This window comes from Bacillus sp. es.034 (assembly GCF_002563655.1).
Lineage (GTDB): Bacteria > Bacillota > Bacilli > Bacillales > Bacillaceae_B > Rossellomorea.
The window spans coordinates 2,797,137-2,821,560 of the sequence record NZ_PDIY01000001.1; the positions used below are offsets into that span (position 1 = coordinate 2,797,137).

31 protein-coding genes and 1 other annotated feature are annotated in these 24,424 nt (G+C 41.6%); of the genes, 21 read left to right on the top strand and 10 right to left on the bottom strand.

Features of this window, described 5'->3' with window-relative positions; translation table 11 throughout:
- The first annotated feature begins 23 nt into the window (after positions 1-23).
- The 3 genes from trpB (at position 24) to ATG71_RS23425 (ending at position 2,312) form a co-directional block, all read left to right on the top strand.
- Positions 24-1,226 (top strand): tryptophan synthase subunit beta, encoded by a 1,203-nt coding sequence (gene trpB / locus ATG71_RS14310; RefSeq protein WP_098440159.1) that lies wholly within the window; start codon positions 24-26, stop codon positions 1,224-1,226.
- Positions 1,219-2,010, top strand: a complete 792-nt coding sequence (gene trpA / locus ATG71_RS14315) for a tryptophan synthase subunit alpha (RefSeq protein WP_098440160.1) — start codon at positions 1,219-1,221, stop codon at positions 2,008-2,010. The genes trpB and trpA overlap by 8 nt, the downstream gene beginning before the upstream one ends.
- Before the next feature lie 146 nt (positions 2,011-2,156).
- Entirely contained in the window at positions 2,157-2,312 is a 156-nt protein-coding gene (locus ATG71_RS23425; RefSeq protein WP_179886542.1) for a hypothetical protein, read from the top strand.
- A 51-nt stretch (positions 2,313-2,363) separates the two neighbouring features.
- Here the strand turns inward: ATG71_RS23425 and ATG71_RS14320 are convergent, their stop codons facing one another.
- On the bottom strand, positions 2,364-2,960 hold the full coding sequence (locus tag ATG71_RS14320; protein WP_098440161.1) for a class I SAM-dependent DNA methyltransferase: 597 nt from the start codon (positions 2,958-2,960) through the stop codon (positions 2,364-2,366).
- 131 nt (positions 2,961-3,091) lie between these two features.
- Positions 3,092-3,356 (top strand) — a binding site (T-box leader).
- A gap of 57 nt (positions 3,357-3,413) precedes the next feature.
- Between ATG71_RS14320 and ATG71_RS14325 the strand changes: the two genes are divergently transcribed.
- From ATG71_RS14325 to ATG71_RS14335, 3 genes are read left to right on the top strand one after another with little or no spacing between them, the layout of a single operon-like run.
- Positions 3,414-3,551, top strand: a complete 138-nt coding sequence (locus ATG71_RS14325) for a class I tRNA ligase family protein (protein ID WP_286163012.1) — start codon at positions 3,414-3,416, stop codon at positions 3,549-3,551.
- Entirely contained in the window at positions 3,502-4,164 is a 663-nt protein-coding gene (locus tag ATG71_RS14330) for a class I tRNA ligase family protein (RefSeq protein ID WP_179886543.1), read from the top strand. The genes ATG71_RS14325 and ATG71_RS14330 overlap by 50 nt, the downstream gene beginning before the upstream one ends.
- A 1-nt stretch (position 4,165) precedes the next feature.
- Complete coding sequence (locus ATG71_RS14335; protein WP_098441838.1) at positions 4,166-4,654, top strand: metallophosphoesterase family protein; 489 nt, start codon at positions 4,166-4,168, stop codon at positions 4,652-4,654.
- Between the two features lie 37 nt (positions 4,655-4,691).
- Here ATG71_RS14335 and ATG71_RS14340 read toward each other — a convergent pair whose 3' ends face one another.
- Positions 4,692-5,519 carry a GNAT family N-acetyltransferase gene (locus ATG71_RS14340; protein ID WP_098440163.1) on the bottom strand — a complete coding sequence of 276 codons (828 nt, stop codon included), beginning with the start codon at positions 5,517-5,519 and terminating at the stop codon, positions 4,692-4,694.
- Between the two features lie 126 nt (positions 5,520-5,645).
- Entirely contained in the window at positions 5,646-6,707 is a 1,062-nt protein-coding gene (locus tag ATG71_RS14345; RefSeq protein WP_098440164.1) for a DUF3900 domain-containing protein, read from the bottom strand.
- A 184-nt stretch (positions 6,708-6,891) separates the two neighbouring features.
- Between ATG71_RS14345 and ATG71_RS14350 the strand changes: the two genes are divergently transcribed.
- On the top strand, positions 6,892-7,848 hold the full coding sequence (locus tag ATG71_RS14350) for a cation diffusion facilitator family transporter (protein ID WP_098441839.1): 957 nt from the start codon (positions 6,892-6,894) through the stop codon (positions 7,846-7,848).
- 38 nt (positions 7,849-7,886) lie between these two features.
- On the opposite strand, the gene ATG71_RS14355 is transcribed toward ATG71_RS14350, so the two are convergent.
- Positions 7,887-8,501 (bottom strand): PH domain-containing protein, encoded by a 615-nt coding sequence (locus ATG71_RS14355; protein ID WP_098440165.1) that lies wholly within the window; start codon positions 8,499-8,501, stop codon positions 7,887-7,889.
- A 196-nt stretch (positions 8,502-8,697) separates the two neighbouring features.
- Between ATG71_RS14355 and ATG71_RS14360 the strand changes: the two genes are divergently transcribed.
- Positions 8,698-9,315, top strand: coding sequence for an NUDIX hydrolase (locus ATG71_RS14360; RefSeq protein WP_098440166.1), 618 nt, complete (start codon positions 8,698-8,700; stop codon positions 9,313-9,315).
- A gap of 683 nt (positions 9,316-9,998) precedes the next feature.
- A complete protein-coding gene (locus ATG71_RS14365; RefSeq protein WP_098440167.1) occupies positions 9,999-10,448 on the top strand; it encodes a hypothetical protein in 450 nt (149 codons plus the stop codon).
- Positions 10,449-10,483: 35 nt separating this feature from the next.
- Here the strand turns inward: ATG71_RS14365 and ATG71_RS14370 are convergent, their stop codons facing one another.
- The gene (locus ATG71_RS14370; protein WP_098440168.1) at positions 10,484-10,735 is read right to left on the bottom strand and encodes a DUF2164 domain-containing protein; all 252 of its coding nucleotides are present in this window, start codon (positions 10,733-10,735) and stop codon (positions 10,484-10,486) included.
- 172 nt (positions 10,736-10,907) lie between these two features.
- On the opposite strand from ATG71_RS14370, the gene ATG71_RS14375 reads away from it, so the two are divergent.
- The 4 genes from ATG71_RS14375 (at position 10,908) to ATG71_RS23430 (ending at position 13,789) form a co-directional block, all read left to right on the top strand.
- A complete protein-coding gene (locus tag ATG71_RS14375) occupies positions 10,908-11,456 on the top strand; it encodes a DinB family protein (RefSeq protein ID WP_098441840.1) in 549 nt (182 codons plus the stop codon).
- Between the two features lie 185 nt (positions 11,457-11,641).
- A complete protein-coding gene (cspD, locus tag ATG71_RS14380; RefSeq protein WP_032088076.1) occupies positions 11,642-11,839 on the top strand; it encodes a cold-shock protein CspD in 198 nt (65 codons plus the stop codon).
- 142 nt (positions 11,840-11,981) lie between these two features.
- Positions 11,982-13,502 carry an MDR family MFS transporter gene (locus tag ATG71_RS14385; protein ID WP_098440169.1) on the top strand — a complete coding sequence of 507 codons (1,521 nt, stop codon included), beginning with the start codon at positions 11,982-11,984 and terminating at the stop codon, positions 13,500-13,502.
- 128 nt (positions 13,503-13,630) lie between these two features.
- On the top strand, positions 13,631-13,789 hold the full coding sequence (locus ATG71_RS23430) for a hypothetical protein (protein WP_179886544.1): 159 nt from the start codon (positions 13,631-13,633) through the stop codon (positions 13,787-13,789).
- 146 nt (positions 13,790-13,935) lie between these two features.
- On the opposite strand, the gene ATG71_RS23780 is transcribed toward ATG71_RS23430, so the two are convergent.
- Complete coding sequence (locus ATG71_RS23780; RefSeq protein WP_256503881.1) at positions 13,936-14,061, bottom strand: hypothetical protein; 126 nt, start codon at positions 14,059-14,061, stop codon at positions 13,936-13,938.
- 197 nt (positions 14,062-14,258) lie between these two features.
- On the opposite strand from ATG71_RS23780, the gene ATG71_RS14395 reads away from it, so the two are divergent.
- The 4 genes from ATG71_RS14395 to ATG71_RS14410 all read left to right on the top strand — a co-directional run bounded on the left by ATG71_RS14395 (position 14,259) and on the right by ATG71_RS14410 (position 17,505).
- Positions 14,259-15,761: a BCCT family transporter gene (locus ATG71_RS14395; protein WP_286163013.1), complete on the top strand. Its 1,503-nt coding sequence runs from the start codon at positions 14,259-14,261 to the stop codon at positions 15,759-15,761.
- 135 nt (positions 15,762-15,896) lie between these two features.
- Positions 15,897-16,601 carry a Type 1 glutamine amidotransferase-like domain-containing protein gene (locus tag ATG71_RS14400; protein WP_098440171.1) on the top strand — a complete coding sequence of 235 codons (705 nt, stop codon included), beginning with the start codon at positions 15,897-15,899 and terminating at the stop codon, positions 16,599-16,601.
- Positions 16,602-16,679: 78 nt separating this feature from the next.
- The gene (locus ATG71_RS14405; RefSeq protein WP_098440172.1) at positions 16,680-16,949 is read left to right on the top strand and encodes a hypothetical protein; all 270 of its coding nucleotides are present in this window, start codon (positions 16,680-16,682) and stop codon (positions 16,947-16,949) included.
- 118 nt (positions 16,950-17,067) lie between these two features.
- Positions 17,068-17,505 carry a GNAT family N-acetyltransferase gene (locus ATG71_RS14410; RefSeq protein WP_179886545.1) on the top strand — a complete coding sequence of 146 codons (438 nt, stop codon included), beginning with the start codon at positions 17,068-17,070 and terminating at the stop codon, positions 17,503-17,505.
- Between the two features lie 58 nt (positions 17,506-17,563).
- Here the strand turns inward: ATG71_RS14410 and ATG71_RS14415 are convergent, their stop codons facing one another.
- Positions 17,564-18,655 (bottom strand): AI-2E family transporter, encoded by a 1,092-nt coding sequence (locus ATG71_RS14415; RefSeq protein ID WP_098440174.1) that lies wholly within the window; start codon positions 18,653-18,655, stop codon positions 17,564-17,566.
- A gap of 154 nt (positions 18,656-18,809) precedes the next feature.
- On the opposite strand from ATG71_RS14415, the gene ATG71_RS14420 reads away from it, so the two are divergent.
- The 3 genes from ATG71_RS14420 to ATG71_RS14430 are packed head-to-tail and all read left to right on the top strand — an operon-like array spanning position 18,810 to position 22,586.
- Entirely contained in the window at positions 18,810-20,390 is a 1,581-nt protein-coding gene (locus ATG71_RS14420) for a spore germination protein (RefSeq protein WP_098440175.1), read from the top strand.
- On the top strand, positions 20,374-21,483 hold the full coding sequence (locus tag ATG71_RS14425; RefSeq protein WP_098440176.1) for a GerAB/ArcD/ProY family transporter: 1,110 nt from the start codon (positions 20,374-20,376) through the stop codon (positions 21,481-21,483). The genes ATG71_RS14420 and ATG71_RS14425 overlap by 17 nt, the downstream gene beginning before the upstream one ends.
- Positions 21,480-22,586, top strand: coding sequence for a Ger(x)C family spore germination protein (locus tag ATG71_RS14430; RefSeq protein ID WP_098440177.1), 1,107 nt, complete (start codon positions 21,480-21,482; stop codon positions 22,584-22,586). The genes ATG71_RS14425 and ATG71_RS14430 overlap by 4 nt, the downstream gene beginning before the upstream one ends.
- A 42-nt stretch (positions 22,587-22,628) precedes the next feature.
- On the opposite strand, the gene ATG71_RS14435 is transcribed toward ATG71_RS14430, so the two are convergent.
- From ATG71_RS14435 to ATG71_RS14445, 3 genes are read right to left on the bottom strand one after another with little or no spacing between them, the layout of a single operon-like run.
- Positions 22,629-22,943 carry a DMT family transporter gene (locus ATG71_RS14435; protein ID WP_098440178.1) on the bottom strand — a complete coding sequence of 105 codons (315 nt, stop codon included), beginning with the start codon at positions 22,941-22,943 and terminating at the stop codon, positions 22,629-22,631.
- Positions 22,943-23,287 carry a DMT family transporter gene (locus tag ATG71_RS14440; RefSeq protein ID WP_098440179.1) on the bottom strand — a complete coding sequence of 115 codons (345 nt, stop codon included), beginning with the start codon at positions 23,285-23,287 and terminating at the stop codon, positions 22,943-22,945. The genes ATG71_RS14435 and ATG71_RS14440 overlap by 1 nt, the downstream gene beginning before the upstream one ends.
- Positions 23,288-23,291: 4 nt before the next feature.
- The gene (locus tag ATG71_RS14445) at positions 23,292-23,885 is read right to left on the bottom strand and encodes a TetR/AcrR family transcriptional regulator (protein ID WP_098440180.1); all 594 of its coding nucleotides are present in this window, start codon (positions 23,883-23,885) and stop codon (positions 23,292-23,294) included.
- 168 nt (positions 23,886-24,053) lie between these two features.
- Between ATG71_RS14445 and ATG71_RS14450 the strand changes: the two genes are divergently transcribed.
- Positions 24,054-24,383, top strand: a complete 330-nt coding sequence (locus ATG71_RS14450) for a hypothetical protein (RefSeq protein WP_098440181.1) — start codon at positions 24,054-24,056, stop codon at positions 24,381-24,383.
- Positions 24,384-24,424 lie beyond the last annotated feature (41 nt).

Consider the following 24,424-nt stretch of genomic DNA (forward strand, 5'->3'; position numbering starts at 1 on the left):
AAACAGTGAATGGAGGAAGAAGAATGGTATATGCACAACCAGATCATAAAGGACTGTTCGGTCAATTTGGTGGAAGGTTCGTTCCTGAATCGTTGATGAAAGCCGTTCAGGAACTCGAGGCCGCTTACGATGAAGCAATCAAGGATGTTCGTTTTCAAGAAAGGCTGCAAAGTTACTTGAAGGACTATGTAGGAAGGGAGAATCCTCTCTACTATGCAGAAAACCTCACCAGGCAGATAGGGGGAGCCAAAATCTATTTGAAGCGGGAAGACCTGAATCACACCGGTGCTCACAAAATCAACAACACGATCGGTCAGGCCCTCCTTGCTGAACGGATGGGAAAAAGAAAAGTCGTAGCAGAAACGGGAGCAGGTCAACATGGGGTCGCAACTGCCACCGTATGTGCCCTTTTAAACCTTGATTGTGTCATTTTCATGGGTGCTGAAGATATCCGCAGGCAGAAGCTGAATGTATTCAGGATGGAGCTGCTCGGAGCAAAGGTAATCAGCGTCACCCAGGGAAGCGCCACATTGAAGGATGCCGTGAATGAAGCGCTGCGTTACTGGGTTGCCAATGTTGAAGACACTCACTATATCATGGGGTCCGTTTTAGGTCCACACCCATTTCCGAAGATGGTCCGTGACTTCCAAAGTATCATTGGAAAAGAAACGAAGAGACAATTCTTTGAAAAAGAAAAATGTCTTCCAAATGCCATAGTGGCATGTGTTGGAGGAGGAAGCAATGCCATTGGAATGTTCCACCCGTTTATTGAAGACAAAGAAGTGGACTTATATGGTGTCGAGGCAGCCGGAAGCGGCATTGAAACAGAGAAGCACGCTGCCACATTAACGAAAGGATCTGTAGGAATCCTTCATGGAAGCATGATGTATCTCCTTCAGGATGAAGAAGGGCAGGTACAGGAAGCCCATTCCATTTCAGCAGGACTTGACTATCCAGGTGTGGGTCCAGAGCACAGCTACTTAAGAGAGATTGACAGAGTCCGTTATGCATCCATTACTGACGGTGAAGCGCTGGAAGCATTCAAACAATTATCACAGACGGAAGGGATCATTCCTGCACTCGAAAGTTCCCATGCCGTTGCCTACGCGGTGAAGTTGGCAAAAACCCTGACAAAGGACCAATCAATCGTCATATGTCTATCCGGGAGAGGGGATAAAGATGTTGAACAAGTAAAAGAGTTATTGGGAGGTAGTCAGCATGGGTAAACAATTTCTGGAAAGCAGCCTTGAAGCCGAATTGAAACGGGGGAATAAGATGTTCATTCCCTATGTAATGGCGGGAGACGGTGGCATAGACACATTGATAACAACTTTAAAGAAGCTTGAAGAAGGTGGGGCGACGGCCATTGAAGTCGGCATTCCGTTCTCTGATCCCGTGGCCGATGGACCGACGATTCAAGAAGCGGGTAAAAGAGCATTGGAGAAGGGAACGACACTTCGAAAAGTGTTCGATGTATTGACTGAAGGAAGGAAAGAAATTGGAATTCCCCTGATATTTATGACCTATATCAATCCGATTTACAAATATGGTGTAGAACGCTTCTTCGAAGATTGTAAAAAGGCTGGGGTAGATGGGGTGATCATTCCTGATCTGCCCCTGGAGCATTACGATTTGGTTAAGCAGCCCTCAAAGGAAAAAGAAATAGCCATCATCCAATTGGCAACCCTCACCAGTCCTTTGGAAAGAGTGAAGGAATTAGCGTCTGTGACAGAAGGGTTCCTCTATGCCATCACGATTAATGGAATTACAGGAACAAGAGAGGGGTTTGCCGAGAATATATCCCGTCATTTAAACAAGCTTAAGAGCAACAGTCCGGTTCCGGTTCTGGCGGGATTTGGGATATCGAACCCCGATCATGTACGCAACTTGAGTGAAAGCTGTGATGGGGTAGTGGTTGGAAGTAAGATCATTGACCTCATTCAACAGGACTCCTTTGATGAAATAAAGGAGTTAATCGGAGCATCCAAGACAGGAGCTTTTCACTCGTGAATTCGTCCATATTGTAAAGATAACTAGAAGTTGATGAACAGAATCTAAATGAATGTTAAATAAAGGTAAATAGCCTTCTCATACTCTAAAAAATCAGTATGATAGAGATGTAGTTGAACAAAGCATCATACTAGGAGGCTATTAAAATGAAAAGTATGAAAAAGTGGTTGTTAATGTTAATGACAGCACTATCAGTAGTAACTTTTGCAGCCGGATGCAGCAGCGACTCAGAAGATGACACAGGAACAGAAGAGAACATGGATGAAGAAAGTAATACAGACGAGAGCAACACCGAGGAGTAAAAGAACTACAGCCGATCCTTATAGGATCGGCTGTTTACTTGACACGATGAATTATTTTACACCTTTTATGGAGACAGTCAGTGCAGGGCTTACATCTTTATAAGATAGAGTAATATTATTAAAGCCGGTTTCCTGTAAAGCCTGTGAAATTTCTTCGCCATAGCGTCGTGCTTTGCTGTCCCGCTCTTCATCTCCCCGGGGCTGGACGGTAATAAGCAGTGTTCCCCCCGCTTTAAGCATTTTGTATATATGGCTGAGTGCCTGCTTCTGATCATTCCATAACGGGTAATTATTAACGGAAAAGATTCGATCGTACTGAACATCGTTTAACTCGAATCGACTGATATCCTGAACAAACAGGCGAACCCTGCCTTTCTCTATGGCTTCCTCGTTCTTACTTTGAGCCGCTTCTTTCATTGTTTCGGAAAGGTCGACTCCGTCTACAAAGGTATCAGGGAATCGACTGGAAATTCGCTTAATACAATATCCCGGCCCATATCCCACTTCAAGAACGCGATCGCCCTTTTCGATGGACAGTTGGTTGATGGACCAATTGTTGATCTTCCGATTATCAAACTCCATTACTTTCCCCACAACCCAGCCCAGGATACCCTTTGGCCGCTTAAATTGTTTCTGTAGCGTAAACAACAGGGCACCACCTCATTTCCTATATTTTTTAAATTGTTGATCTATCTTTCAATTTTCCACGAAACCTGTGAAGTAAAACCTTGACTGGAATGTTGCAATTTTTTGAAAAAGTGGCATAATATAATCAAATCTACTTTGCGTTGATGAGAAGAGTACATAGTGAAAGCCCCTTATCAGAGAGCTTCGGAAGCTGAAAAGAAGCAGGGAGATTCCCTATGGAAAATGGTCTCGGAGCATTCTACTCGAACCAATGGGGTGTAGGGTAGAACGGGGTTGGGCGTCCGTTATCACTGCCACGGTATAAGGGCTTATATTGCTCCGTACTTGTTGAGGTAGTCTTGCGTGAGCAAGCTATAAACTAAGGTGGTACCACGAGCTTAACCCCTCGTCCTTGGATGTCTTTCGACATCCAGAGGACGAGGGGTTTTTATTTATATCGAGGAGGAAAATACTATGACTGTTTTTATAGGAGGGGCTTGGCCATACGCCAATGGCTCCCTGCATTTGGGACACATCGCTGCATTGCTGCCGGGTGATATCATTGCCATCGACGAGCCAAAATTGGGCTGTATGGGTAAAGGATCTTCTTAGTGATTACCATCCGGATACAATTCGCTACTTTCTGACGATCAATGCCCCTGAAAAGAGGGATGCAGACTTTTCGTGGAGAGAATTTATTTACAGCCATAACAGTGAACTTCTCGGTGCTTTCGGAAACCTTGTCCAGCGTACCGTGAAATTCTATAAGAAAGAATTCGGTGACAACCTAATCTTAACCAAAGTAGATGAGAGGGTAAAACAGAAAGTGGAAGAGGTATTCTCATCCGTCGGTCACTGCATTGAATCAGCAAGAACGAGACAGGGGCTTGAGGAAGTATTTGAATTCATCAGGTGGTGTAATAAACGTTTTGATGAACAGAAACCATGGGTAATAGTGAAAGAAAACAGGGAAGAAGGGAAAAGGGTACTTGAAGAATACATTTATATCATCAGTAATCTACGAAATATTCTTGAGCCTTTTATCCCTTTTACAGCTTCAAAGGTGGGAGAACAGTTAGGGATGACCCATCAACCCCTTTGGGAAAGTGTATCCCTCCCCTTGAAGCTCACAGTAGAAAATACTTTACCACTGTTCAACCGGATAGAATTGGAATCGATCGATAGAGAAAGGGAAAAGCTGAATGAAAAATTTAAAGGAGAATGAAATGAAAATCGTCATTGTTTCTGACACTCACATGCCGAGAAAAGGAAGGGGACTCCCTCCTATCCTTCAAAAAGATCTTAAGGAGAGTGATCTCATCATTCATGGGGGAGATTTCGGGACCTATGAAGTATATATGGAATTTATGGAGTACGGGGAATTGATGGCCGTTGCTGGAAATGTCGATGACCCTGAACTTCAATCCCTTCTCCCAAAAAGAAGGATCATAGAAAGAAATGGCGTGAAGATCGGTATAACACATGGGGATGGAAAGGGGAAAACCACTGAAAAAAGAGCTCTGGAAGCCTTTGAAGATGTTGATGTGGATGTGATCATCTTCGGTCACTCCCACATACCCTATTCCCGATTTATGAAAGGAGTCTTCTTGTTCAATCCAGGTTCTCCTACGGATAAACGGAAGCTTCCATATTATTCCCACGGTATATTGACAATCGGAGACACCTGGAAGATCGAGCACATATTTTATAAATGAAAATCAAAAGCACAGTGGCTTAACTGTGCTTTTTCCATTATTTAATGGGATATTGATAATACTCTTGACTATAAAAGGTTTGAAAACCACTTGATTCATAAAGATTCAGTGCCTTGCTGTTCGCTGCAGCTACATCAAGGTATATTTCATCGGTCCATTTGGATTCCTGCATCACGACCTGCGACAATGCTTTTCTTCCGATTCCCTTTCCTTGAAAAGACGGGAAGACGGCAAACCCATAAATGAAACTTTTATTGTCCGTTCGTTGAACTCTTATCTTGCCAATCACTTTCTCATCATGGATGATCATAAGATTTCCTTCCCTGGACTCTTCGAATATCCTCTTGGTATAGGATTCAGCATCACTTCTAACAATCCCGAAACATGTTTCATCAAGGTCGATGATGGTTTCGATATCTTGTTCATCCGCTGTTTTGATCATGACAGAATCAGAGTTTGAGACCAACTCTTGTTCATTCCATTTCATTTCATATTCCGTGAAATCATAGACAGCCTCCAAATGTGATATAAACCCTTTTCCAGACGTCGAAGATCCTGGAACATTAAGTAAGAGCGTGTTGACGGGTCGGGATTTTAAAGAGTGCAGTGCTTTTTGAAACAGTTCTTGGAACATGTGCTGACGGCGGAAATGAGGATGGATCATACCACATATTTCGTAGGAATCACCAAAACCGTATATTCCTAAAAAGCCGATCAGACGATCCTCCCTATAAAGGAGGAAATCATCTTGGTCATTCTTTCTTTTTTTTAGCATTTCCCAGTTCAATTTTAAGTTTATTTCTTCAAACCTCTCGCAGACATCCTGAAGATCCTTTATATCTTGAAGTTGTTTTGAAGTAAGCATTCGTTATCCCCCTTTTCCCCAAAGAGAAAGAATTTTCTTACTTGATTTTATTTTATGAGCATTATTTATACAAGAGAATCTTGTTATTTCAAAGAAAAAAGCCATGTTGTATAACATGGCTCCATACTATTCCTTATCCTGTATGCGTTGAATCACTTTATGGAGTTCATCCGGCTTTAAAAATTCCAATGGGGAGAATCCTTTCTCAAACATGACGGACTCGCTTTCAATCATCAGGACGTATCGACCGTTCACTTTCGCCAAATGAATGCTGTCCCCGAAATCTGAAAGAAGAGCTTTTACTGAAACATGATCAAGCTTGACTTTCAGTTCCACTTCAGGGGATTGCTCGACAATTTGGGAAGTGGCTTCCACTACTTGCTCTGTCGTGAATCGTTCCTGCAGTTCACGCTTTGGGCTGATGGCCCATTCTTCCACGGCTTCTTCAAACTCTACACGCTCGTCACTTTCTTCCGCATAGGTTTCAGAAATATGTTCCTTTACCATACCATATACTTGTGATTTAACGATTTCAGGCATGGACTTTTCATATTCCACCCATTTCAGGAAATCCTCAAAGTATCTCGCATGTGATGCTTGATGGATCTTGATTTCGGCTGAATCCATCATGCCTTCTTCTGGCATATACGGGTATTGGATGGATTTCATATTTTTCGTCGTAATCGCCATTTCCACATTATGTATCAGGGTTGCTTCATCCGTAATGGTGGCAACCTTTGGTTCGAAATCACATTTCATGAGGAATAAAAAGGGATCATCAAAAAATTTGGTAAGCTTTGCGGTGGCTACCAGAAATGCTCCGCCGCGAATAGCGCTGGCTTCTATGTACATTTGGACAATCTGATCACATGCTTCACGAAAATCTTCTTTACATTCAGCATAACGGGTTCGATGAAATAAATTGTAGTTTGGATTCGATGTAAGCTCATGACCTGGTTCTACAACAAAGCGGCCAATCTTGGTGGGGGCGGATTCTGATTTGGAGTGCCTGTCCACCTTGCGCTTGACGATCTTAGTCAGTTCACCGTCCAGGAAGCTTTTGAGGGGGCTTCCCTCGTACTCATCCCCGGTTAATGTTTGAAAGTGCTTATGTCGTTTATCTGCTTCTTCGCCTTTTCCTTCTACTTGGATTAAATAAAAGGAAAGATGCTGTATGGTAAAATCCATGATTTGTTCTCCTGACCTGATTAGATTCGAATTTTTATGATTTCATATTCATTGTTACAGTATAGAAAAGCAGAAAAGGTTCGTCAATCGACTTATGAAAGGGGAGGATTGAGAGATACTATCTATTAGCTTGATAAAACGTAAGGTGGTGAGCTTGGTGAGTAATGAATCATTTTTCACATTAATGAAAAAAGGAAATAAATCTTCATTCTTTGCAATGGTGGGAAATGGCATCCTTGCAATCGCAAAGGGGGCGGCATTCTTTATCAGTGGGAGTGGGGCCATGTTTGCTTCTGCCATGCACTCGTTAGCCGATGCCGTCAATCAAGGGTTTGTGTTTATTGGCAGTGTTCTTTCAGAGAAGAAGCCGACAGAAAAGTTCCCAACAGGTTTTGGGCGTGTCATCAATCTATTTTGTATGATTGCGGTCATCGTCGTTTCGGTCATGGCTTATGAAACGATGCGTGAGGGGTTTCATCTACTCAAACATCCCGCTGAAGTGAAAGGGATTTGGATAAATGTTTCCGTATTACTCCTGAATATCCTCATTGATGGAACGATTCTCTTTAAAGTGATGAAGGAAATCAGTCAGGAAGCCCGCGTAGAAAGCAGGGGAACTGGGATTGTAACAGGTGCGTTCAAGCATGTAAAGCGGGCAGCGCCCCCAACAAGACTTGTGTTTTATGAAGACTTAGTGGCTGTATCAGGTGCCATTCTTGCTTTGATAGCGGTCCTTGTTTCTTATTTCTCCCCGTTTCAACTATTGGATGGGATTGTGACCATCATGATCGGATTCCTGATGGTGGGTGTTGCCTTTAGGGTCGGTTATGACAATATGGTTGGTCTGATAGGGGTTGCTGCACCAAAGGAAGTGGAAGACCGGATTGCTGCTGCGATTTTTGAACATGAAGCGGTCATCGATATCTATAAGATGAGGATCACACAGGAAGGCCGCTATTACCATGTTGAATCATATCTTGAATTGAAAAAGGGGTTACCCCTGTCTGAAGCGGATGATATTAAGTTTGCCATACAGGATCAATTAATAGCAGATCCGGATATTGCTGATGTAACATTGGGAATCATAGAGGACAATGGGATTCAGGAGTGGAAAGGGACTGATATGCCCAAAATGCCGTAATGATCATCCGGCTGATGATGTCAGCCGGATGATGCAGATTAATTTTGAATGAACTTTTCAAATACAAACCCAAAATCTTTAAGGGTCAATTCTTTCTTTTTATCCGACAGCCAATTGAAGGCATATTGATTGACCTCTTTAAACTGCTCAACAACATTTACGCCATCTGTCTTTACTTGTCCCAATGTTGAGGATGCAAGTTGAAGACTTTCATTGGCGAAGCCGGAATAAATGCTATTGTCAGTAGTGATTTCACCAATTTTTATAAGGGACTTATACAGATCTTTCACTTCCGCTAAATGTTTTTTATGAACATCGATGGAGTAGATTTCAGAACCGATCTTAAACTTTATTTCAACATCCAGATCTACTGTTCCCGCCGTTTCGAGAAGGACATTCGTAATGTGATACTTGTAATAATCCAAGCGGCGGAGCACCCGTTTCTTGCTTGCTGCACTCGTCCCATCCAAATGGATGAGAGCTTTGTTTGTAAAGCAGTATTCATCGGACTTGGATTTGATCAGGAAGTAAATCTTCTCTCCATCTTCATGCATAATGTAATCATCTGAATCGGCTTTGTCGTAATCCTGCGGCTTTATGACTGTGCCGATATCACTTAAACCTAATACGTCTGAAGCAACTTTTCCAAACATGCTTTCAAATCCTTTCGATTTTGATTGTTTACTTTCTTACCTTGAGATAAGACTTCATCAGTATATCATAGATTCATAGAAGGTAAGGAAATTACTGGAAGAGTCTGATTGGGACGCTTATGGTTTGGGTGTTGCATTCTGTTCATACTATAATAAAGAAAATCATAGAATAGATTATCGTAAAGGGGGGAATAGAATGGACGTGAACGAACTGCTGATGCGTTTCAAAGGTAGAACTCCTAAAGTGTTAGGAAGTGAATCATTTTCTGAATATGCTATTCTACTTCCTTTAATCGAAGTGAAAGGTGAGATTCATGTTCTCTTTGAAGTCCGTTCATTGAATATGCGGAGACAACCGGGGGAGATCTGCTTTCCGGGTGGAAGAATCGACCGTAGTGACTCTGATGAGAGGGCAGCTGCTATAAGGGAGACGTCAGAGGAATTGGGAATACAAGAACATGTCATCTCGGACATTTATCCTCTCGATTATATCGTATCCCCATTTGGGACGATCATCTATCCCTTTGTAGGGAAGCTGAATATATCATTGAAAGAGTTGCGACCGAATGCTGCAGAGGTGGAAGAGATTTTCACAACCCCGCTCTCTTACATGCGTGAAAAAGAACCGGAATTGTATAATATCAAATTTAAAATGGAACCGGAAGAGAGCTTCCCATACAAACAAATACCAGGTGGAGAAAACTACGACTGGCAGGCAAGGAACATGAAAGAACATTTCTACTACTACCAGGACAAAGTCATCTGGGGCCTCACCGCCCGCGTACTCCATCACTTTATAAAACTTATATCATAGTCCTTTTTAGTCATGTAAAACAAAAAAAGAGTAAAAGAAATTCTACATTTACCTGTACGGATTGACATGCGTTTCGTTTTTATACTTTTTTCGATAGAACAATCTGTCGGAGAAAGTATTTTTGTATGTCAATATGTAGCAAATTGAATGGTTTGTAAACGGTTAGGAGGAGGTAAATAGAAGTAACAGAAAGACTTGGAAAAAGGAGAGGGGAATCATTATGATCATTCGTGCTAAATGTTGGAGAATGTTAAGCGTACAGGAAAAATTATTTATCCTGAAAGCAGTATGTAATAAGCATCTCAAAAAATAGTCCCCGGATAATACAGCCGATTTGTGCAAGTCACAGCTTATTGTCTTTGATCCGCAATCACTGGTGGTACGATCAAATCAGGAATGTAAGGTTTGCAAATGAAGTGCGACGTTAAGCAATCCAACCCCATGTAATGCAGAAATTACATGGAGGCCGTTGATCCAGCCACCTTCTTATTCTTTTCTGATCATGTTCCCTTAATGGAGAAGAAAAAAATCCCCAAAAATATCCCCAGTCCCGTACCATTCCATTTTATCAATCATCCCACTTTTTTAAATACTTTTTACCTAAAGACAATAAAATGTTTCTGGTGTAATTTATTGGTCTTTTGGTAAGATATAAGTGCACATACATATAAGGGGGACAACTAGTGAAAGCGTCACAAACAGTCATGATAGCCGGCCTATTGATTACTATTCTGTTAAGCGGATGCAATCGGAATGCAGCTGACATGGTCGTTGATGGTAGTGTAACGGTAAATGAAGAAGCTGAAACACTTACATTTTCCGGAGTGTTAACGGATGAAGCACTAGAACCGGATACGCCTTTTCAAGCCCGTTTTTTCCTTCAGGGCAAAACGATCAAAAATGCGCTGGGAACCGACTTGATCTATACGGATGAAGAGCTTAAGAGCCGTAAAGAGGGAGAGGGTCCTAAAAAGTATAAAGTAGAAAAAACAGTAGAAATAAAAAAGATTGAAGAGATCGATAAGATCATAAGCGAGATTAAAAACAAAGATAAAGAATCTGTCACCATTGAAATCGTAAATGATAATGGCCGCATTGATGACAAGGTTCTTCATGACATTAAAAAGGAGTAGGGAGTTTCATCCCTCTCCTTTTCTATGTATGGAGCTTATTTAGGATTCACTGGCCTATTCAATGCATAAAGATCGTCTTCAAGTAGAAGCATTTTATCCATCAATACGGTCTTGGAATCCATCACTCCCTTATTATATAAGAAGGGACCGATTTCTTTCATAAAGAAGTCAAACCAATTTTCAGCTCCTAAATCCCCGATTTCATCCCCTGTTTGTTCATAGTAAAAGCTCTGGATCCTCCCAATCATTTCATCCTTTTGTTCTTTAGGTATCTTTGTAAACATCATGAGTACACCTCCAGTTTTGTTTCTTCCATCGTAACATAAGAGCCCCTGCACGAGAGAGGTGTAAAGGAATTCTTAAGTCAAAGAGCTGTGAATTCTTCTCTAAAAATAAAGGGAATTTCCATACATTAGCCAATATAGTAAGAGAAGACTGTAAGGGGGACTTAAAATGGAAATGAACTCAATATTCTTAATCAAAGAAAAAAACGGAATGAAAAAGGACTATTCTCTCCTTCTTTCCATGATGGACTATGCAAGATTGACCACCATTCAGGAAGTGGAAAATTTGCCGGTTGAAATGCTTGATTACCGTTGTCACGATGAAGCCAATTCCATTGGGATGCTGCTTGCCCATTTTGATGCAGTAGAAAAGATTTATCAGGCATTGACATTCGAACGTATGACCGATGATGAAATAGAGGCATGTGCGACGGAATTGGAACCTGCATTAAGTTTAGGCAGCAAGGCAGCCGAAAGGATTAAAGGAAATTCTGTGGAGTACTACCTGGAAAACCTTCAACGTACAAGAATGGCCACAATCGAGCAATTTAAAAAACTGGACGAAGAATGGCTATATGAAGAAACAGAATGGTGGTACGGGGAAAAAGGGAATAACTTCTTTAAATGGTTTCATGTTTTTGAAGACGAAATCAATCATAGGGGTCAAATAAGGATGATCAAGAAGTTGTATGCAAAAGAAAATCAACCTTCTACAGTAGAGTAGGTTAGACTATATTTTTTACAATTAGACCCATTCCCACCTTGAGCTTTGGAGGGGAATCTGTTATAGTAAAGATAATTATTTTTGTTCGATTAATATCCATGATTGAAAAATATTCATCTTGAATTTTAATCAGAGCAGGAATATAAATATTTTTACGTGCAACTGCACTAGGAGGTACATGTTTTATGTTACAAGGTAAAGTTAAATGGTTTAACGCAGAAAAAGGTTTCGGTTTCATCGAAGTTGAAGGTCAAGATGATGTTTTTGTTCACTTCTCCGCTATCCAAGGTGAAGGATACAAATCATTAGAAGAAGGTCAAGATGTTACATTTGAAATCGTTGAAGGCGCTCGTGGACCACAAGCGGCAAACGTTCAAAAGTAATTCAATCGTATAATTTCAAGCAGGGTACGTCAGCTGACGTACCCTGCTTTTTTCGCTCTAAAGAGTAGTCGATGTGGACAATCAGGTAGAAAGTTCTATAATGAAATAGACTGTATTACATAGTTTATGGAGGATGATCGCGTTGGTGGCTAAAGAAAGTAATATGAAACTGGCACTTGCCGGCTTATTGTTAGGTATACTCATGTCAGCCATGGATAACACCATCGTAGCAACGGCATTGGGATCCATCGTGTCAGATCTGGGTGGACTGGACAAGTTTGTATGGGTCACAAGCGCCTACATGGTAGCGGTCATGGCGGGGATGCCGATTTTTGGTAAGCTGTCTGACATGTATGGCAGAAAGAGATTTTACATATTCGGTCTTTCCATTTTCTTAATTGGTTCAGCCCTGTGTGGGATTGCACAGGATATCGTCCAGTTAAGTATCTTCCGGGCCATTCAAGGAATTGGCGGTGGAGCTTTGCTGCCAATCGCCTTTACCATTGTGTTTGATTTATTCCCCCCAGAAAAACGTGGGAAGATGACAGGACTCCTTGGTGCAGTATTTGGATCCGCTTCAGTATTCGGGCCGCTGATTGGGGCATTTTTAACGGATCATTTAAGTTGGCATTGGATCTTCTATGTCAATGTACCAATTGGTCTCCTATCGCTCTTCTTTATTACAACGGCTTATAAAGAATCCACGCAACGATCAGATCAACGAATTGATTGGGGAGGGGCGATAACCCTGGTGATAGCGGTTGTCAGTCTCATGTTTGCCCTTGAATTCGGCGGAAAGGAATTCCCTTGGGAGTCGTGGCAAATCATTGGATTGTTTGCATCCTTCTTTCTTTTCTTTATAAGTTTCTTATGGATCGAACGAAAAGCATCCGAACCGATCATTTCATTTTGGATGTTTAAAAGTCCTTTGTTTGCGTCTGCACAGGCCCTCGCTTTTCTATATGGGGCAGCGTTCATTATCCTGACCATATTAATCCCGATCTTTGTTCAGGCTGTGTATGGGGGATCTGCGACAAATGCCGGATTGATTTTGACTCCATTGATGCTCGGCTCTGTAGCTGGCAGTGCCGTTGCAGGTATCCGGATGACGAAAACAAGTTACCGTAATATCATGTGGGTTTCCATCATTTCCTTTATCGCAGGCATGGTATTACTTGCGACAATGGGACCGGATACGAGCAGGTTGTTGTTGACGCTCTATATGGTCATAAGTGGATTTGGTGTAGGTTTTTCATTTTCATTACTCCCTAATGCCACGATCCATAAACTTGATCCGAGGTTTAGAGGGTCTGCAAACTCGACAAACGCCTTCTTCCGTTCACTTGGGATGACCATCGGAATCACGGTCTATGGGACGCTGCAAACAAAGCTCTTTGCCTCTAATCTTGAAAATGCCTTCAAGGGACAGGAAGCAGGAGGCGGCTTCCAGGGTGATCCAAGAAGTATTTTTGAACCTGAAATGCGTGAAAAGATTCCGGATTTTGTTCTTACTAAAATCGTGGATGCTATGTCAGATTCCATTACAACCACTTTTGCCTATGCATTGATACCCCTTGGCATAGCATTGGTGTTTGTATTCCTGATGGGGAAATCGAGACTTGAAGTGACAACCGCTCTTTCTTCTGAGAAAATGAAGGAATAGAGGTAATACCATTCATCCCTGGTCTTTGATCAGCGATTGAAACATTGTATTGGAGTGTTTTGATTTTGTGGAAAAATGCTAAGAAGTTTTTTGTTTTTATAGGAGTATTCCTCGGGATAAGTCTCTTATTGAGTATCATAACCGGTTTGATAATCACCTATATGTACGATGGTACCGGTTATAAAGGTTCTCCCGTGATCGGGACCATGATAAATGGAGCTTCAGCTGTCATTGCCGTATTGGTCGCCTATAAACCGTTCAGAAAAAGCGGGGCACATAAAAGATAGCAATCGCTTTTTAGAACGAATGATAAACCTTCCCATAATGGGGAGGTTTTTTGTGTTTAATCTATTTCAGGTATTGATACATAAGGAAAAAGACCAGTCATTTGACTGATCTCTCTTTAAGTATCTGATTTTGTTCCTATGTTAGATTATTTATTTTGTTGGTTTTGTTGTTTAGCAGCTTTTTTAGCTCTTTCAGAAGCGTTTTGCTCTTGAGCAAATTCTGCTTCATTTTTTTGTTGCTGCGGCTTTTTGTTATTATTATTCGTCATCATGATCACCTCCTTCTACATTAATTTGCCCGGTTTTGAAAAAAAGATACTCGGAATATTAATTTTTACCATTCACATTGGGACTCCCGTTTCCAGTTACTTACTAGTTTAGCTCTTCAAAAAAGAGGGTATCACTAAGTTTATGCCTTTATTTTTATTTACATAAGTATGTGACACAATTGATCTGAGGGGGAAGCAAGTTGAAAAATTTTACACCAATGTTTTGGATCGCGATATCGATCGGAGTGATCTTTGTATTATGGGGAGTCTTATTTCCTCAAATACTGATCGATGTCATGACAAATACTCAAGGGGTTCTCCTTGATAAATTTGGCTGGTTTTATCAATTTTCAGCCACATTCTTTTTTATCATCGCCATCTTTTTTGCCCTAAGTAAGTATGGGAAGATTCGCTTGGGGGAAGACACGGACAGACCGGAATACTCTACATTGACCTGGTTTGCCATGCTTTTCAGTGCAGGAATGGGCATCGGTCTTCTTTTTTACGGGGTGTCTGAACCTGTTTCACATTATGCTACTCCTCCATTTGGAAAAGGAGGGACCATTGAATCAGCCAAGGTGGGGTTACGGTATACATATCTTCACTGGGGATTCCATGCATGGGCCATATATGCCGTTGTGGCACTGGCGCTTGCCTATTATAAGTTCAGGAAGGGGATGCCTGGACTGATGAGCGCCACGCTGTATCCGGTCATAGGTGAAAGGGCGAAAGGTCCGATCGGTTACATCGTGGATATCATCGCTGTATTTGCCACCATTTTCGGAGTTGCCATTTCACTGGGAATAGGAGCCCAACAAATCAATAGTGGACTCCATTATCTTATGGATGTACCGATTAATTTCAGCATCCAGCTCATCATCATGGGGATTGCCACGGTCCTTTATATTACGTCCGCTTCTACGGGCTTATCCAAAGGAATTAAATATTTGAGTAATGCCAATATGGTTCTCGCGGTCTTGTTATTCTTTGTTTTCCTTATCGTGGGACCTTCACAATTTGTTCTGGAATTATTCCTGACGACGTTTGGAAGCTATGTTCAGAATCTGCCGAGTATGGGATTGCGTTTTTCACCATTTAATGTAGAGAATAACCAGTGGGTGAAGGACTGGACGATATTTTATTGGGCATGGTGGATCTCATGGACACCTTTCGTGGGAACATTCATTGCCAGGGTGTCAAAGGGCAGGACTGTCCGTGAATTCATCATTGCCGTCATCATCGTTCCTACCATTGTTTGCTCGCTATGGTTTGGGGTATTCGGGGGAACAGGATTGTACTATGATCTGGTCCAGGGAATAGACGTAGCGGGTCAAAGCTTGGAAACGTCATTATTTTATGTGTTCTATCAGATGCCTTTGAGTGGGGTTTTATCAGTCATCTCCCTATTCCTGATCATTACTTTCTTTGTTACTTCTGCCGATTCTGCCACATTCGTATTGGGCATGCAAACATCCAATGGAAGTCTGAATCCTCCATTCTTTGTGAAATTCAGCTGGGGAATCATCTTGGCGGCTATCGCTGCCATTATAATGGGTACCGGAGGCATCAGTGGACTTCAGGCAGCCACCATCATCACCGCACTGCCCCTCGGGATCATCCTGCTCGTCATGACATATGGCTTGATCATTTCATTTCAAAAAGAAATCAGGGTGAAGAATAAAAGAAAAACCCAAGAGCATTAAATAATAGGTATTCACCCCCCTGTCATGTTGATAGGGGGGTGAATGTGCAGTTGATGGAAATATTTCCATTCGGGCCTCCGAAAGGATCATTCATTTGGTAAAATAGAGATACCAAATGGAGAGTGGGGATGGTTCATGAAACAAATCATTGCAATGGGTGGTGGAGGTTTCTCAATGGAACCTGATAACCTGTTATTGGATCAGTACATAATAAATCAGTCAAAGGCATCCAGGCCAAAGGTGTGTTTCCTACCCACAGCAAGTGGAGATGCAGAAGGTTATATTGAACGCTTTTACAACGCTTTTACATCCCTGTCAAGTGAACCTTCTCATCTATCTTTATTCAAGCCCTCCACCAGGGATTTAGAAGGCTTCCTGCTTGAAAAAGAGATTATTTATGTTGGCGGGGGAAATACGAAGAATATGCTTGCCTTATGGAAAGAGTGGGAAATTGACGTGATTCTACGGAAGGCATGGGAGTCAGGAACCATTCTGGCTGGTTTGAGTGCAGGGTCGATTTGCTGGTTTGAAGAAGGAACCACCGATTCTTACGGGGATGGGCTGGAGACCATCAAGGGATTGGGCTTGATAGAAGGCAGTCACTCCCCTCATTATGATGGAGAAGAAAACCGTCGTCCCCTGTATCATTCTTTTATTGAGAGTGGGGAGTTGAAACCAGGCTATGCCGCTGATGATGGAGCAGCTTTGCATTTCATTGATGGAGGACTGGCCAAAGCGGTGAGTTCAAGACCAAATGCATCGGCTTACCGGATAGAGAAAAAAGATGGAGTAATTCAGGAGTACAGAATCGCGACCAACTATTTGGAAAATCCGATGTGATTCTCAAGAAGACCGCATAATCCGGTGTCCCTTTTCATAGGGATAGTGATGAGTCATTTTCCAGGGAGGAGAATCATCATGAATGAGGATAAACGCAACATGACCGGGGATTTGGTAAAGAAAACATCGAAGCAGGCAAGTGAACTCCTTAACAAAACAGCCGATACAGCAAACGGGATCATCAAGAGTGTGAGCGGTGAAGGTGGATTGGTGGGGAAAGTGTCGGATACGTCCGCAGACTTCGTGAAAAACGTAAGCAACACCGGAAATAAAATGGTCGGTAAAACCGTTGACACAACAAGTAAAGCCGTAAAAGGTGCATCCAATAAACTATTTAAAAAGAAATAAGGCTTTGAAAGGAGTAATCTTCTGGGTGGAGATTGCTTCTTTTTATATGTTTCGGAATCAACAAAGAATGCTATGATAAAATGAATCATGAATGTTAATTAAAACGGGGAGTGAGTCGATGATTCAGTTTCGAAAGATTCCAGCTGCAGATACATATTCGATTAGACAACAAATTTTACGACCGACACAAACAATGGAAGAATGCAAGTATGAAGGAGATATGGAAGAATCCACGTTCCACGTCGGAGCTTTTGATGGAGAAAAACTGATCTGTATTGGCTCTTTCTATCAGGAAGCTCAGGGAGACTTGGAAGCGAGGATGCCCTTTCGTTTAAGGGGTATGGCGACTCTCCCTGATTTCAGATCAAAGGGGATCGGAAAATATCTCATAGAGTACAGCGAAGATATCCTGAAGAACGAAGGCTGTGATCTGTGGTGGTGTAATGCCAGGACTTCAGCTGCTCCTTACTATACAAAACTGGGACTGACCCAGTCAGGTGGTATCTTTGAAATAGAACCTATAGGCCCTCATATGATTATGTTCAAAGAGATGTAAGAACGGTATTTCCTTCTACTAAAAAACAACCGGGCAATGGCCCGGTTGTCTCCAGTATTCACTCCTGTATGGAAGATCTTCTCAGCTTAATAAACTTCACTAAATTCAATACAATCGTTTTCGATACTGCATAGGTGGGTACGGCTAAGATCATGCCGAGTATTCCAGCTAAGTTACCTGCAACAAGTAATAATATGATGATCGTCGCAGGGTGGGTATCCAATCGTTTGCCTAAAATAAGGGGGGAAAGAAGATTCCCTTCAATTTGTTGAGCAATCGTGACCACCACTGCGACAAGGATCGCCTTTGTCGGTGAGTCAAACAACGCGATGATGATGGCGGGTGCTGCGCCGATGAACGGTCCGATAAACGGGATGATGTTTGTGACGGCCCCGATCAGTGCCATCACGAGTGCATAAGGCAACCCGATGATCAAGTAACCGATAAAGGTGAGTGTCCCCACAAATGAAGCGACTGTCAATTGTCCCTGTATGTACGCAGCAAGTGTTTCACTCGTATCCTTCAATGTGTTGATTCCTTCCTCACGGTACGCAGGCGGCAAAAATTTTGAAATGGCCTTCGGGAATTTATGACCGTCCTTGAACATGAAGAACAGAAGGAAAGGTACTGTAACAATGAGAATGGTAATGCTTGTCAACACACTGAGTAATCCCTTCAAGGCAGTGGTAATATTATCAGGCAATGTATTGGCGAAATCCACCAGCTGATTCTCAATATCCTTCAGTGACACATAATCCTGATTCATCATCCATTTAAATTGCTCTGTTTCAGACAAATATTCAATGAAGTTCCTCGTTTGCTTTGCATACTCAGGCAGAGCATTGAATAACGCTGTTACCTGACGTGTAATGACAGGCGCGATATTCCCAATGATCAACACTAATGCCCCGATGATCGCAGCATAAAGTACGATGATCGCAATCGTCCTCGGGAGCTTTGCTTTCACCAGAAGATCGACTAATGGATTCAGTAAAAAGTAAAGAAACCCTGAAATGATGATTGGGAAAAATAAAGTAGATGCAAATACGACAATGGGTTCAAAAAGAAAAGAAATCTTGGTTGAAACATAAATGATGGTAAGAATAATAAGAATTTGTAAGCTCCATGAATAAACTTTTTTCTTGGTCAAACTGTTCACCTCTGATACGACTAGTTTATCTGATTAAGTATATCAAAAATAGGAGGAGAACCCCTACTAATATCTGAGATAATAGAAGAATTATTTTTGAAGGGTAACCTATAAGTTTATGAATCCACCTCTAGCGTAGGAAGAAAAATGCATAATGAACCAAACGATGGGGACAATAATAAGAAAAATGATTCTGACTGAAGGTGCAAATATGAGTTCCTTTTACAAAAAGAATAGAAGAAAACCGAAGCAGCTCCTTTCAGAAAAAGAAGAAGTCGTCGTAGAAGCCCTCACCTTGGACGAGAAAGTGTCCTTTTTTCAGGAAGGTCTTTTTCACACAGATGATTTGAAAGTAAGAAACTTAACTTTTAATGAAAAAAGAATGACCATCCTTTTTTTGGATTCTGTCATTGATAATAAAAGTTTACAGACATATATCATCCACCCCCTCTTAGAAAAAAAGACCGGAACGATTCAAGATTCGGTAAGCAGTAATAGTGTGAAAGAAACACTTCAGTTAGAAGAGGCACTGAGGGTAATGGTGGATGGGCACTGTGTCATTTTACAGGAAGATCGTGAATGGGTTACTTTCATAAGTATGCCAAAGATTTCTTCCAACCTGAATGAGCCCCTTAATGAAAAGGTGATCAGAGGATCTCATCAGGGGTTTAGTGAAAACATTTCGGAAAATATTCATCTGATCCGTGCAAGAATCTCCAGTCCTAAGTTTACTGTGAAATACTCGAGTGTAGGGGAAACGACAAGAACGAAGTATTCTCTTGTTTATTTGTCCGATTTGACAGATATGGAAATTGTTAAGACTATAGAGGACCGAATCAGCTATATTGACACCGATTCCATCCAATCACCGGGGTATTTTGAAGAATTCCTGGAGGATAATTCGTTTTCCCCATTCCCGCAGTTTTTGAATACGGAACGTCCGGACCGTGTTGCGGGAAATCTGATGGAGGGGAGGGTGGCGATGGTGATGGAGGGAAGTCCGACTGTTCTGATTTTTCCTGTGAATTTCTTCAGCTTTTTTCAAACGACGGAGGATTATAATAATCGCGCATTTATTGGGTCCTTTATTCGTTTTATCAGGTTAATCAGCTTTATTGCCACCCTTTGTTTACCGGCTTTTTACATCGCAGTCATTTCCTATAATTATGAGATCATACCTGTGGAAATCATTTTTTCGATTAAAAGCTCACTTGAATATGTGCCCTTTCCACCATTGATTGAGGCGGCGATCATGCAGCTTACCTTGGAGTTACTGCGTGAAGCAGCGATACGGCTTCCTAATCCGATTGCCCAAACCATCGGGGTTGTAGGTGGTCTCGTCATTGGGACAGCTGTGGTAGAAGCCAATTTGGTTTCGAATACGATGGTTATTGTTGTAGCGATCACAGCGATTTCTTCTTTTGTCATACCTTCAAATGAGATGAGTACTTCTGTGAGGATCCTGGGATTCCCACTTATGATCGCTGCAGCTTTATTCGGTGTCCTTGGAATTGTTATCGGTTTGATGCTGCTTTTAATCCACATGTCCAATCTGAAGTCGATGGGTCATCATTATTTATATCCGGTAGCCCCCCTTGATATTAAGGGATTGAAAGATACGTTTATTCGGCTTCCTGTATGGCTGATGAAAAAGCGGCCAAAGGATTTACGAACAGTATACAGATGGAAAACGTCGGATTCCCGGGGATGGAAAAAAAATGAAGATACAGACTAATCTTACTTCCGTCCAACTAATATTCTTTATCATTCAGACCCAAATCGGGGTAGGGGTTCTCGGGCTTCCATTCAGTGTATTTTCTGTTTCGATGGCAGATGCGTGGTTATCTGTATTGCTTGCCGGCTTCATTGTTCAGATCCTTATCGTTCTCTTCTGGATATTGGGGAGGCGATTTCCAAAGAAGTCTCTTTTTCAGTACTCCCGACAACTTTTGGGTAAAGTCGCAGGATCGATGGTCAATATTTCTTTTATACTATACGGGCTTCTGGTCACAGCCTTGATCTTAATGTACTCAACCGCCATCATCAAGACGTGGGTGCTTCCCCTTACGCCCAAATGGATTGTCATGTTTCTATTGATTTTTACTGGAATCTACTTGGGGAAGGAAAAGGTTGCTGCGATCAGCGATGTATATGTGGTGGTGTCGAGTCTGATCTTTTTTCTTCTTCTAATTTCTGTAGTGGTGCTGGTCACATATCCCGTTGAATGGAGATATTTATTACCGATCGGACAATCCGGTGGTATGCAGATTGTGAAGGGAGCTAAAGAAGCATACTTTTCAATGTTAGGGTTTGAATTGCTGTTGTTTCTTTTTCCATATTTTCAACACAATGGTGAACGTTCAATCCTTTATTCAGCATCGATTGCCAACCTGTTTGTGACCCTGACCTATACTTATCTCACCATCGTAAGCCTTATTACCTTCAGTCCTGAAGAAATCGTCATCGTTCCCCAACCGGTTCTTTACTTTGTGAAATCCATTTATTTACAGATTATTGAGAGGATTGATTTAGTATTCATGTCATTATGGGTTGTCAATGTCATCACCTCCCTAACAAGTTATCTATTTTTATCTACAGAAGGGAGTATTCAAACGTTCCGGTGGTTTAAACGTAAACGGTACATTTATACTGTATTATTTGGAATGATTGCGTATGTCATTGCATTAATTCCAAGTAAAGAAGGAGAAATGGAAATCTATAATAAAATGGTGATCAATCTCTCGTATCTCTATATTTTGGTGATCCCTGTTTTATTATTAAGCATTTCATATCTTTTCAAGAAAGCAGAAAGAGGGGAAGACGCATGAAAAAACGAGTGTTCATCATTTGTATTCTTCTTGTTATTCTCCCTTTCTTAACCGGCTGTTGGGATCAGCGGCTACTTCGAAATGGAAGACTTGTTTTTTCTTCTTCTTTTGATTTAATGGATGATGAAACCATCCGATCCACTGCAATCATCCGGGATTTCAAGAATGGAACCCCTATCAATACAATGGTCCAAGGCGAAGGGAAGACCATACGTGAAACACGGATGGCAATGGATAGAAAGATTTCTGGAGCATATGAGCCGTCGAAAAACCGAATATTTTTATTAGGGGAAGAACTAGCCAAAAAGGATATTTATAAGTTTTTGGATATTTTTTACCGTGATCCAAACAGTTCGATTTCAGCAAAACTTGCAGTGGTGGAGGGGAACGGAGAAGACATCCTTTCTAAATTGAGTGAAAAGAACGTGTTGATATCAGAATTCATGATTGAACTACTCACGAGTGCTGAATCCGCCACGGGCGTCCCGAAACAGAATCTACAAACGGTCTGCACACTGATGTTCGATGAAGGAAAGGACTTTGCCCTGCCTCTCTTAAAATTGAAGGATGGCGAGGTCATATTAGACGGTACAGCTATTTTTCATAAAAATTCATTATCGGGTGCTTTAACGTTCAAGGAATCATCATTATTCCTGATCATGAACAACCAAAAGGCAAAACTTGCCCGTTTCGTATCCAAAATAGACAATGATAAACGTCTGAACGTGGACAATTATATTACGTATAATGTGACAGAATCCAAGTCAAGGCTCAACATCATTTCAGATGCCCCGGATCATATACAGGTGGGGATAGACGTAGCGATGGAAGTATCAATCGTCGAATTCCCCCAGGATAAATTAACAGATAAGAAAAAATTAAAGAAACTCAATGATGAAATTTCAAAGAAATTAACAGAAGATGCAGAAGAGATGATTGAAAAGATTCAACTGGCAAACTCGGATTTATTCGGGATCGGGAGGGAGCTGATGGCGTTCCATCCCAAAACGTGGGAAAAAGTTAATTGGGATGAAGCTTACCCTGAGATCACGATCGTACCGACAATAAAAGTCGATATTATAGGGCATGGGATTATAAACTAACGGTCCAGCACTATTGATAAAGTACTGGACCGAGGTTCATGTTCATGAGACAATCTTCAATCCGATGATGCTTCCAACAATACAGCAGATGAAAAACAGCCTTTTCATATCCCTGGTTTCATCGAAAAACATCATTCCCATGAGCACAGCACCTGCAGAGCCGATGCCGGTCCAGATCCCATAACCTGTGCTGACGGGAATATCCAGCAGGGATAGAGACAATAGGTAAAAACTCATGGCTCCCGCTGTGAAACTGATCAGGGAAGGGAAGAATCTTTTATATCCTTCTGAAAGCTTCATGAACGTCACCATGATCACTTCGGAGAAACCTGCAAAGATGAGAAACAACCATGCCATCAGGAGCCACCCCCAGTATCTGTTTCTGCTTTATCACTCATCTTCAGACCAATGACTGCAAAAATGAGTAAAGAGATGAATGCAATCTTCAATATGCTTATCCCATCATTCAAGAACAACATACCAACCACAGCCGTTCCTGCTGCTCCGATCCCCGTGAAGACGGCATATGCTGTCCCGATTGGCAGGAGTTTCATTGATTGAGAAAAAAAGTAAAAACTCACTAAAATGAGGAATGCCGTTATGATACTGGGCACCGGTTTCGTAAACCCTTCTGAAAGGGATAATCCCGTTGCCCAGCCGATTTCCAGGATTCCCCCAATAATCACATATAGCCAGCCCATGATGCTACTCTCCTTTGCGGCTTGATATTCCAAGTGCATACACTTTCCAAGCCGATTCGATTCGTTGTTGAAATATTTTTTCCGTGTAATAGTGATGCTCCAGAAAGACACCGTCAACCAGACATAAGAAAGACGCTACAAATTCATCCTCACTGACCTCTTGAAACATTTCCTGGTTAACTCCTTCCTTGTAGACCGTAACCAAGATCGATGTAGTGACCCTTTCGAAGTGAATGAATTGCTCCTGTATGAAATCCTTAAACTGTTCAGGAGGGAAGAATGTCACCCTTTTCCACAGTAAAGCTTCCTTCGTTGTCATTAAACGATGACAAAACAAATCAAACAGCATCCTGATATTCGTGAGGGGTTCTTCCTGATTCATGGTGCACTCCGTTTTTCTGTACGCTGTCACTTCTGATACGATCAAGTCCTCTAATACTTCGATAAAAAGATCCTCTTTACTGCGGAAATGATTATAAATAGAAGGTTTTTTAATTCCAACCTCCTTTGCGATTTCTGCCAAAGATGTATCTTCATAGCCCTTTTGACCAAATAAATCCAAAGCCACATTTTTTATCATCTGCTTATTATCCTTCACGTTGATTCCTCTCCCTTAAACTAACTAACGGTCGTTAGTTTATTATAAATCCCATTTCAGCAAAATGCAATAAACAAAAATGGTCACATTAAAATAAACACTCGAATGATCAGCCTTTCCCATACATATAATCTTCTGTTGCTTTTAAACGGGGGAAAGGGGATTAGCATGAAGGTCTTATGGTGGAAAACGACCATTCTAAGTTTATTGGTTTTAACGCTGGTGTGTTTACTGTTATTGAAAATAGTGATTAGCACGAAGGGTGACTGGGTAGTAATCGAAGAGAAGTACTTTCCCGCAAAGGATGGACACCGTCCGATAGGAATCAAGTCGGGGGGAAAACTCGATACCCCTCAAAGTGGTTCCACATGTGCCATGAAATTTGATAATGGTCATACGTATTCAGTGGACTGCGATGAATACCTTGATTACAACATCGGTGAGAAGGTCAGAATCGTCTCGGTTGATAAAAGGGAGGTAAAACTAAGAAGGAAGTAAGTGTGGTAGGATAATACCATAGTACTGAATACATTTATGAT

Excerpts from the sequence above, each read along its gene's own strand:
- ATG71_RS14375 (WP_098441840.1), top strand. The coding sequence starts at position 10,908 with ATGAACTCAATATTCTTAATCAAAGAAAAAAACGGAATGAAAAAGGAC.
- ATG71_RS14425 (WP_098440176.1), top strand. The coding sequence starts at position 20,374 with ATGAAGATACAGACTAATCTTACTTCCGTCCAACTAATATTCTTTATC.
- ATG71_RS14325 (WP_286163012.1), top strand. The coding sequence starts at position 3,414 with ATGACTGTTTTTATAGGAGGGGCTTGGCCATACGCCAATGGCTCCCTG.
- ATG71_RS14450 (WP_098440181.1), top strand. The coding sequence starts at position 24,054 with ATGAAGGTCTTATGGTGGAAAACGACCATTCTAAGTTTATTGGTTTTA.
- ATG71_RS14340 (WP_098440163.1), bottom strand. The coding sequence starts at position 5,519 with ATGCTTACTTCAAAACAACTTCAAGATATAAAGGATCTTCAGGATGTC.
- ATG71_RS14435 (WP_098440178.1), bottom strand. The coding sequence starts at position 22,943 with ATGGCATGGTTGTTTCTCATCTTTGCAGGTTTCTCCGAAGTGATCATG.
- ATG71_RS14360 (WP_098440166.1), top strand. The coding sequence starts at position 8,698 with ATGGACGTGAACGAACTGCTGATGCGTTTCAAAGGTAGAACTCCTAAA.
- ATG71_RS14345 (WP_098440164.1), bottom strand. The coding sequence starts at position 6,707 with ATGGATTTTACCATACAGCATCTTTCCTTTTATTTAATCCAAGTAGAA.
- ATG71_RS14440 (WP_098440179.1), bottom strand. The coding sequence starts at position 23,287 with ATGGGCTGGCTATATGTGATTATTGGGGGAATCCTGGAAATCGGCTGG.
- ATG71_RS14430 (WP_098440177.1), top strand. The coding sequence starts at position 21,480 with ATGAAAAAACGAGTGTTCATCATTTGTATTCTTCTTGTTATTCTCCCT.
- ATG71_RS14400 (WP_098440171.1), top strand. The coding sequence starts at position 15,897 with ATGAAACAAATCATTGCAATGGGTGGTGGAGGTTTCTCAATGGAACCT.
- ATG71_RS14355 (WP_098440165.1), bottom strand. The coding sequence starts at position 8,501 with ATGTTTGGAAAAGTTGCTTCAGACGTATTAGGTTTAAGTGATATCGGC.
- ATG71_RS23425 (WP_179886542.1), top strand. The coding sequence starts at position 2,157 with ATGAAAAGTATGAAAAAGTGGTTGTTAATGTTAATGACAGCACTATCA.
- ATG71_RS14350 (WP_098441839.1), top strand. The coding sequence starts at position 6,892 with ATGAAAAAAGGAAATAAATCTTCATTCTTTGCAATGGTGGGAAATGGC.
- ATG71_RS14420 (WP_098440175.1), top strand. The coding sequence starts at position 18,810 with ATGAACCAAACGATGGGGACAATAATAAGAAAAATGATTCTGACTGAA.
- ATG71_RS14410 (WP_179886545.1), top strand. The coding sequence starts at position 17,068 with ATGATTCAGTTTCGAAAGATTCCAGCTGCAGATACATATTCGATTAGA.
- trpA (WP_098440160.1), top strand. The coding sequence starts at position 1,219 with ATGGGTAAACAATTTCTGGAAAGCAGCCTTGAAGCCGAATTGAAACGG.
- trpB (WP_098440159.1), top strand. The coding sequence starts at position 24 with ATGGTATATGCACAACCAGATCATAAAGGACTGTTCGGTCAATTTGGT.
- ATG71_RS23780 (WP_256503881.1), bottom strand. The coding sequence starts at position 14,061 with ATGATGACGAATAATAATAACAAAAAGCCGCAGCAACAAAAAAATGAA.
- cspD (WP_032088076.1), top strand. The coding sequence starts at position 11,642 with ATGTTACAAGGTAAAGTTAAATGGTTTAACGCAGAAAAAGGTTTCGGT.
- ATG71_RS14370 (WP_098440168.1), bottom strand. The coding sequence starts at position 10,735 with ATGATGTTTACAAAGATACCTAAAGAACAAAAGGATGAAATGATTGGG.
- ATG71_RS14405 (WP_098440172.1), top strand. The coding sequence starts at position 16,680 with ATGAATGAGGATAAACGCAACATGACCGGGGATTTGGTAAAGAAAACA.
- ATG71_RS14335 (WP_098441838.1), top strand. The coding sequence starts at position 4,166 with ATGAAAATCGTCATTGTTTCTGACACTCACATGCCGAGAAAAGGAAGG.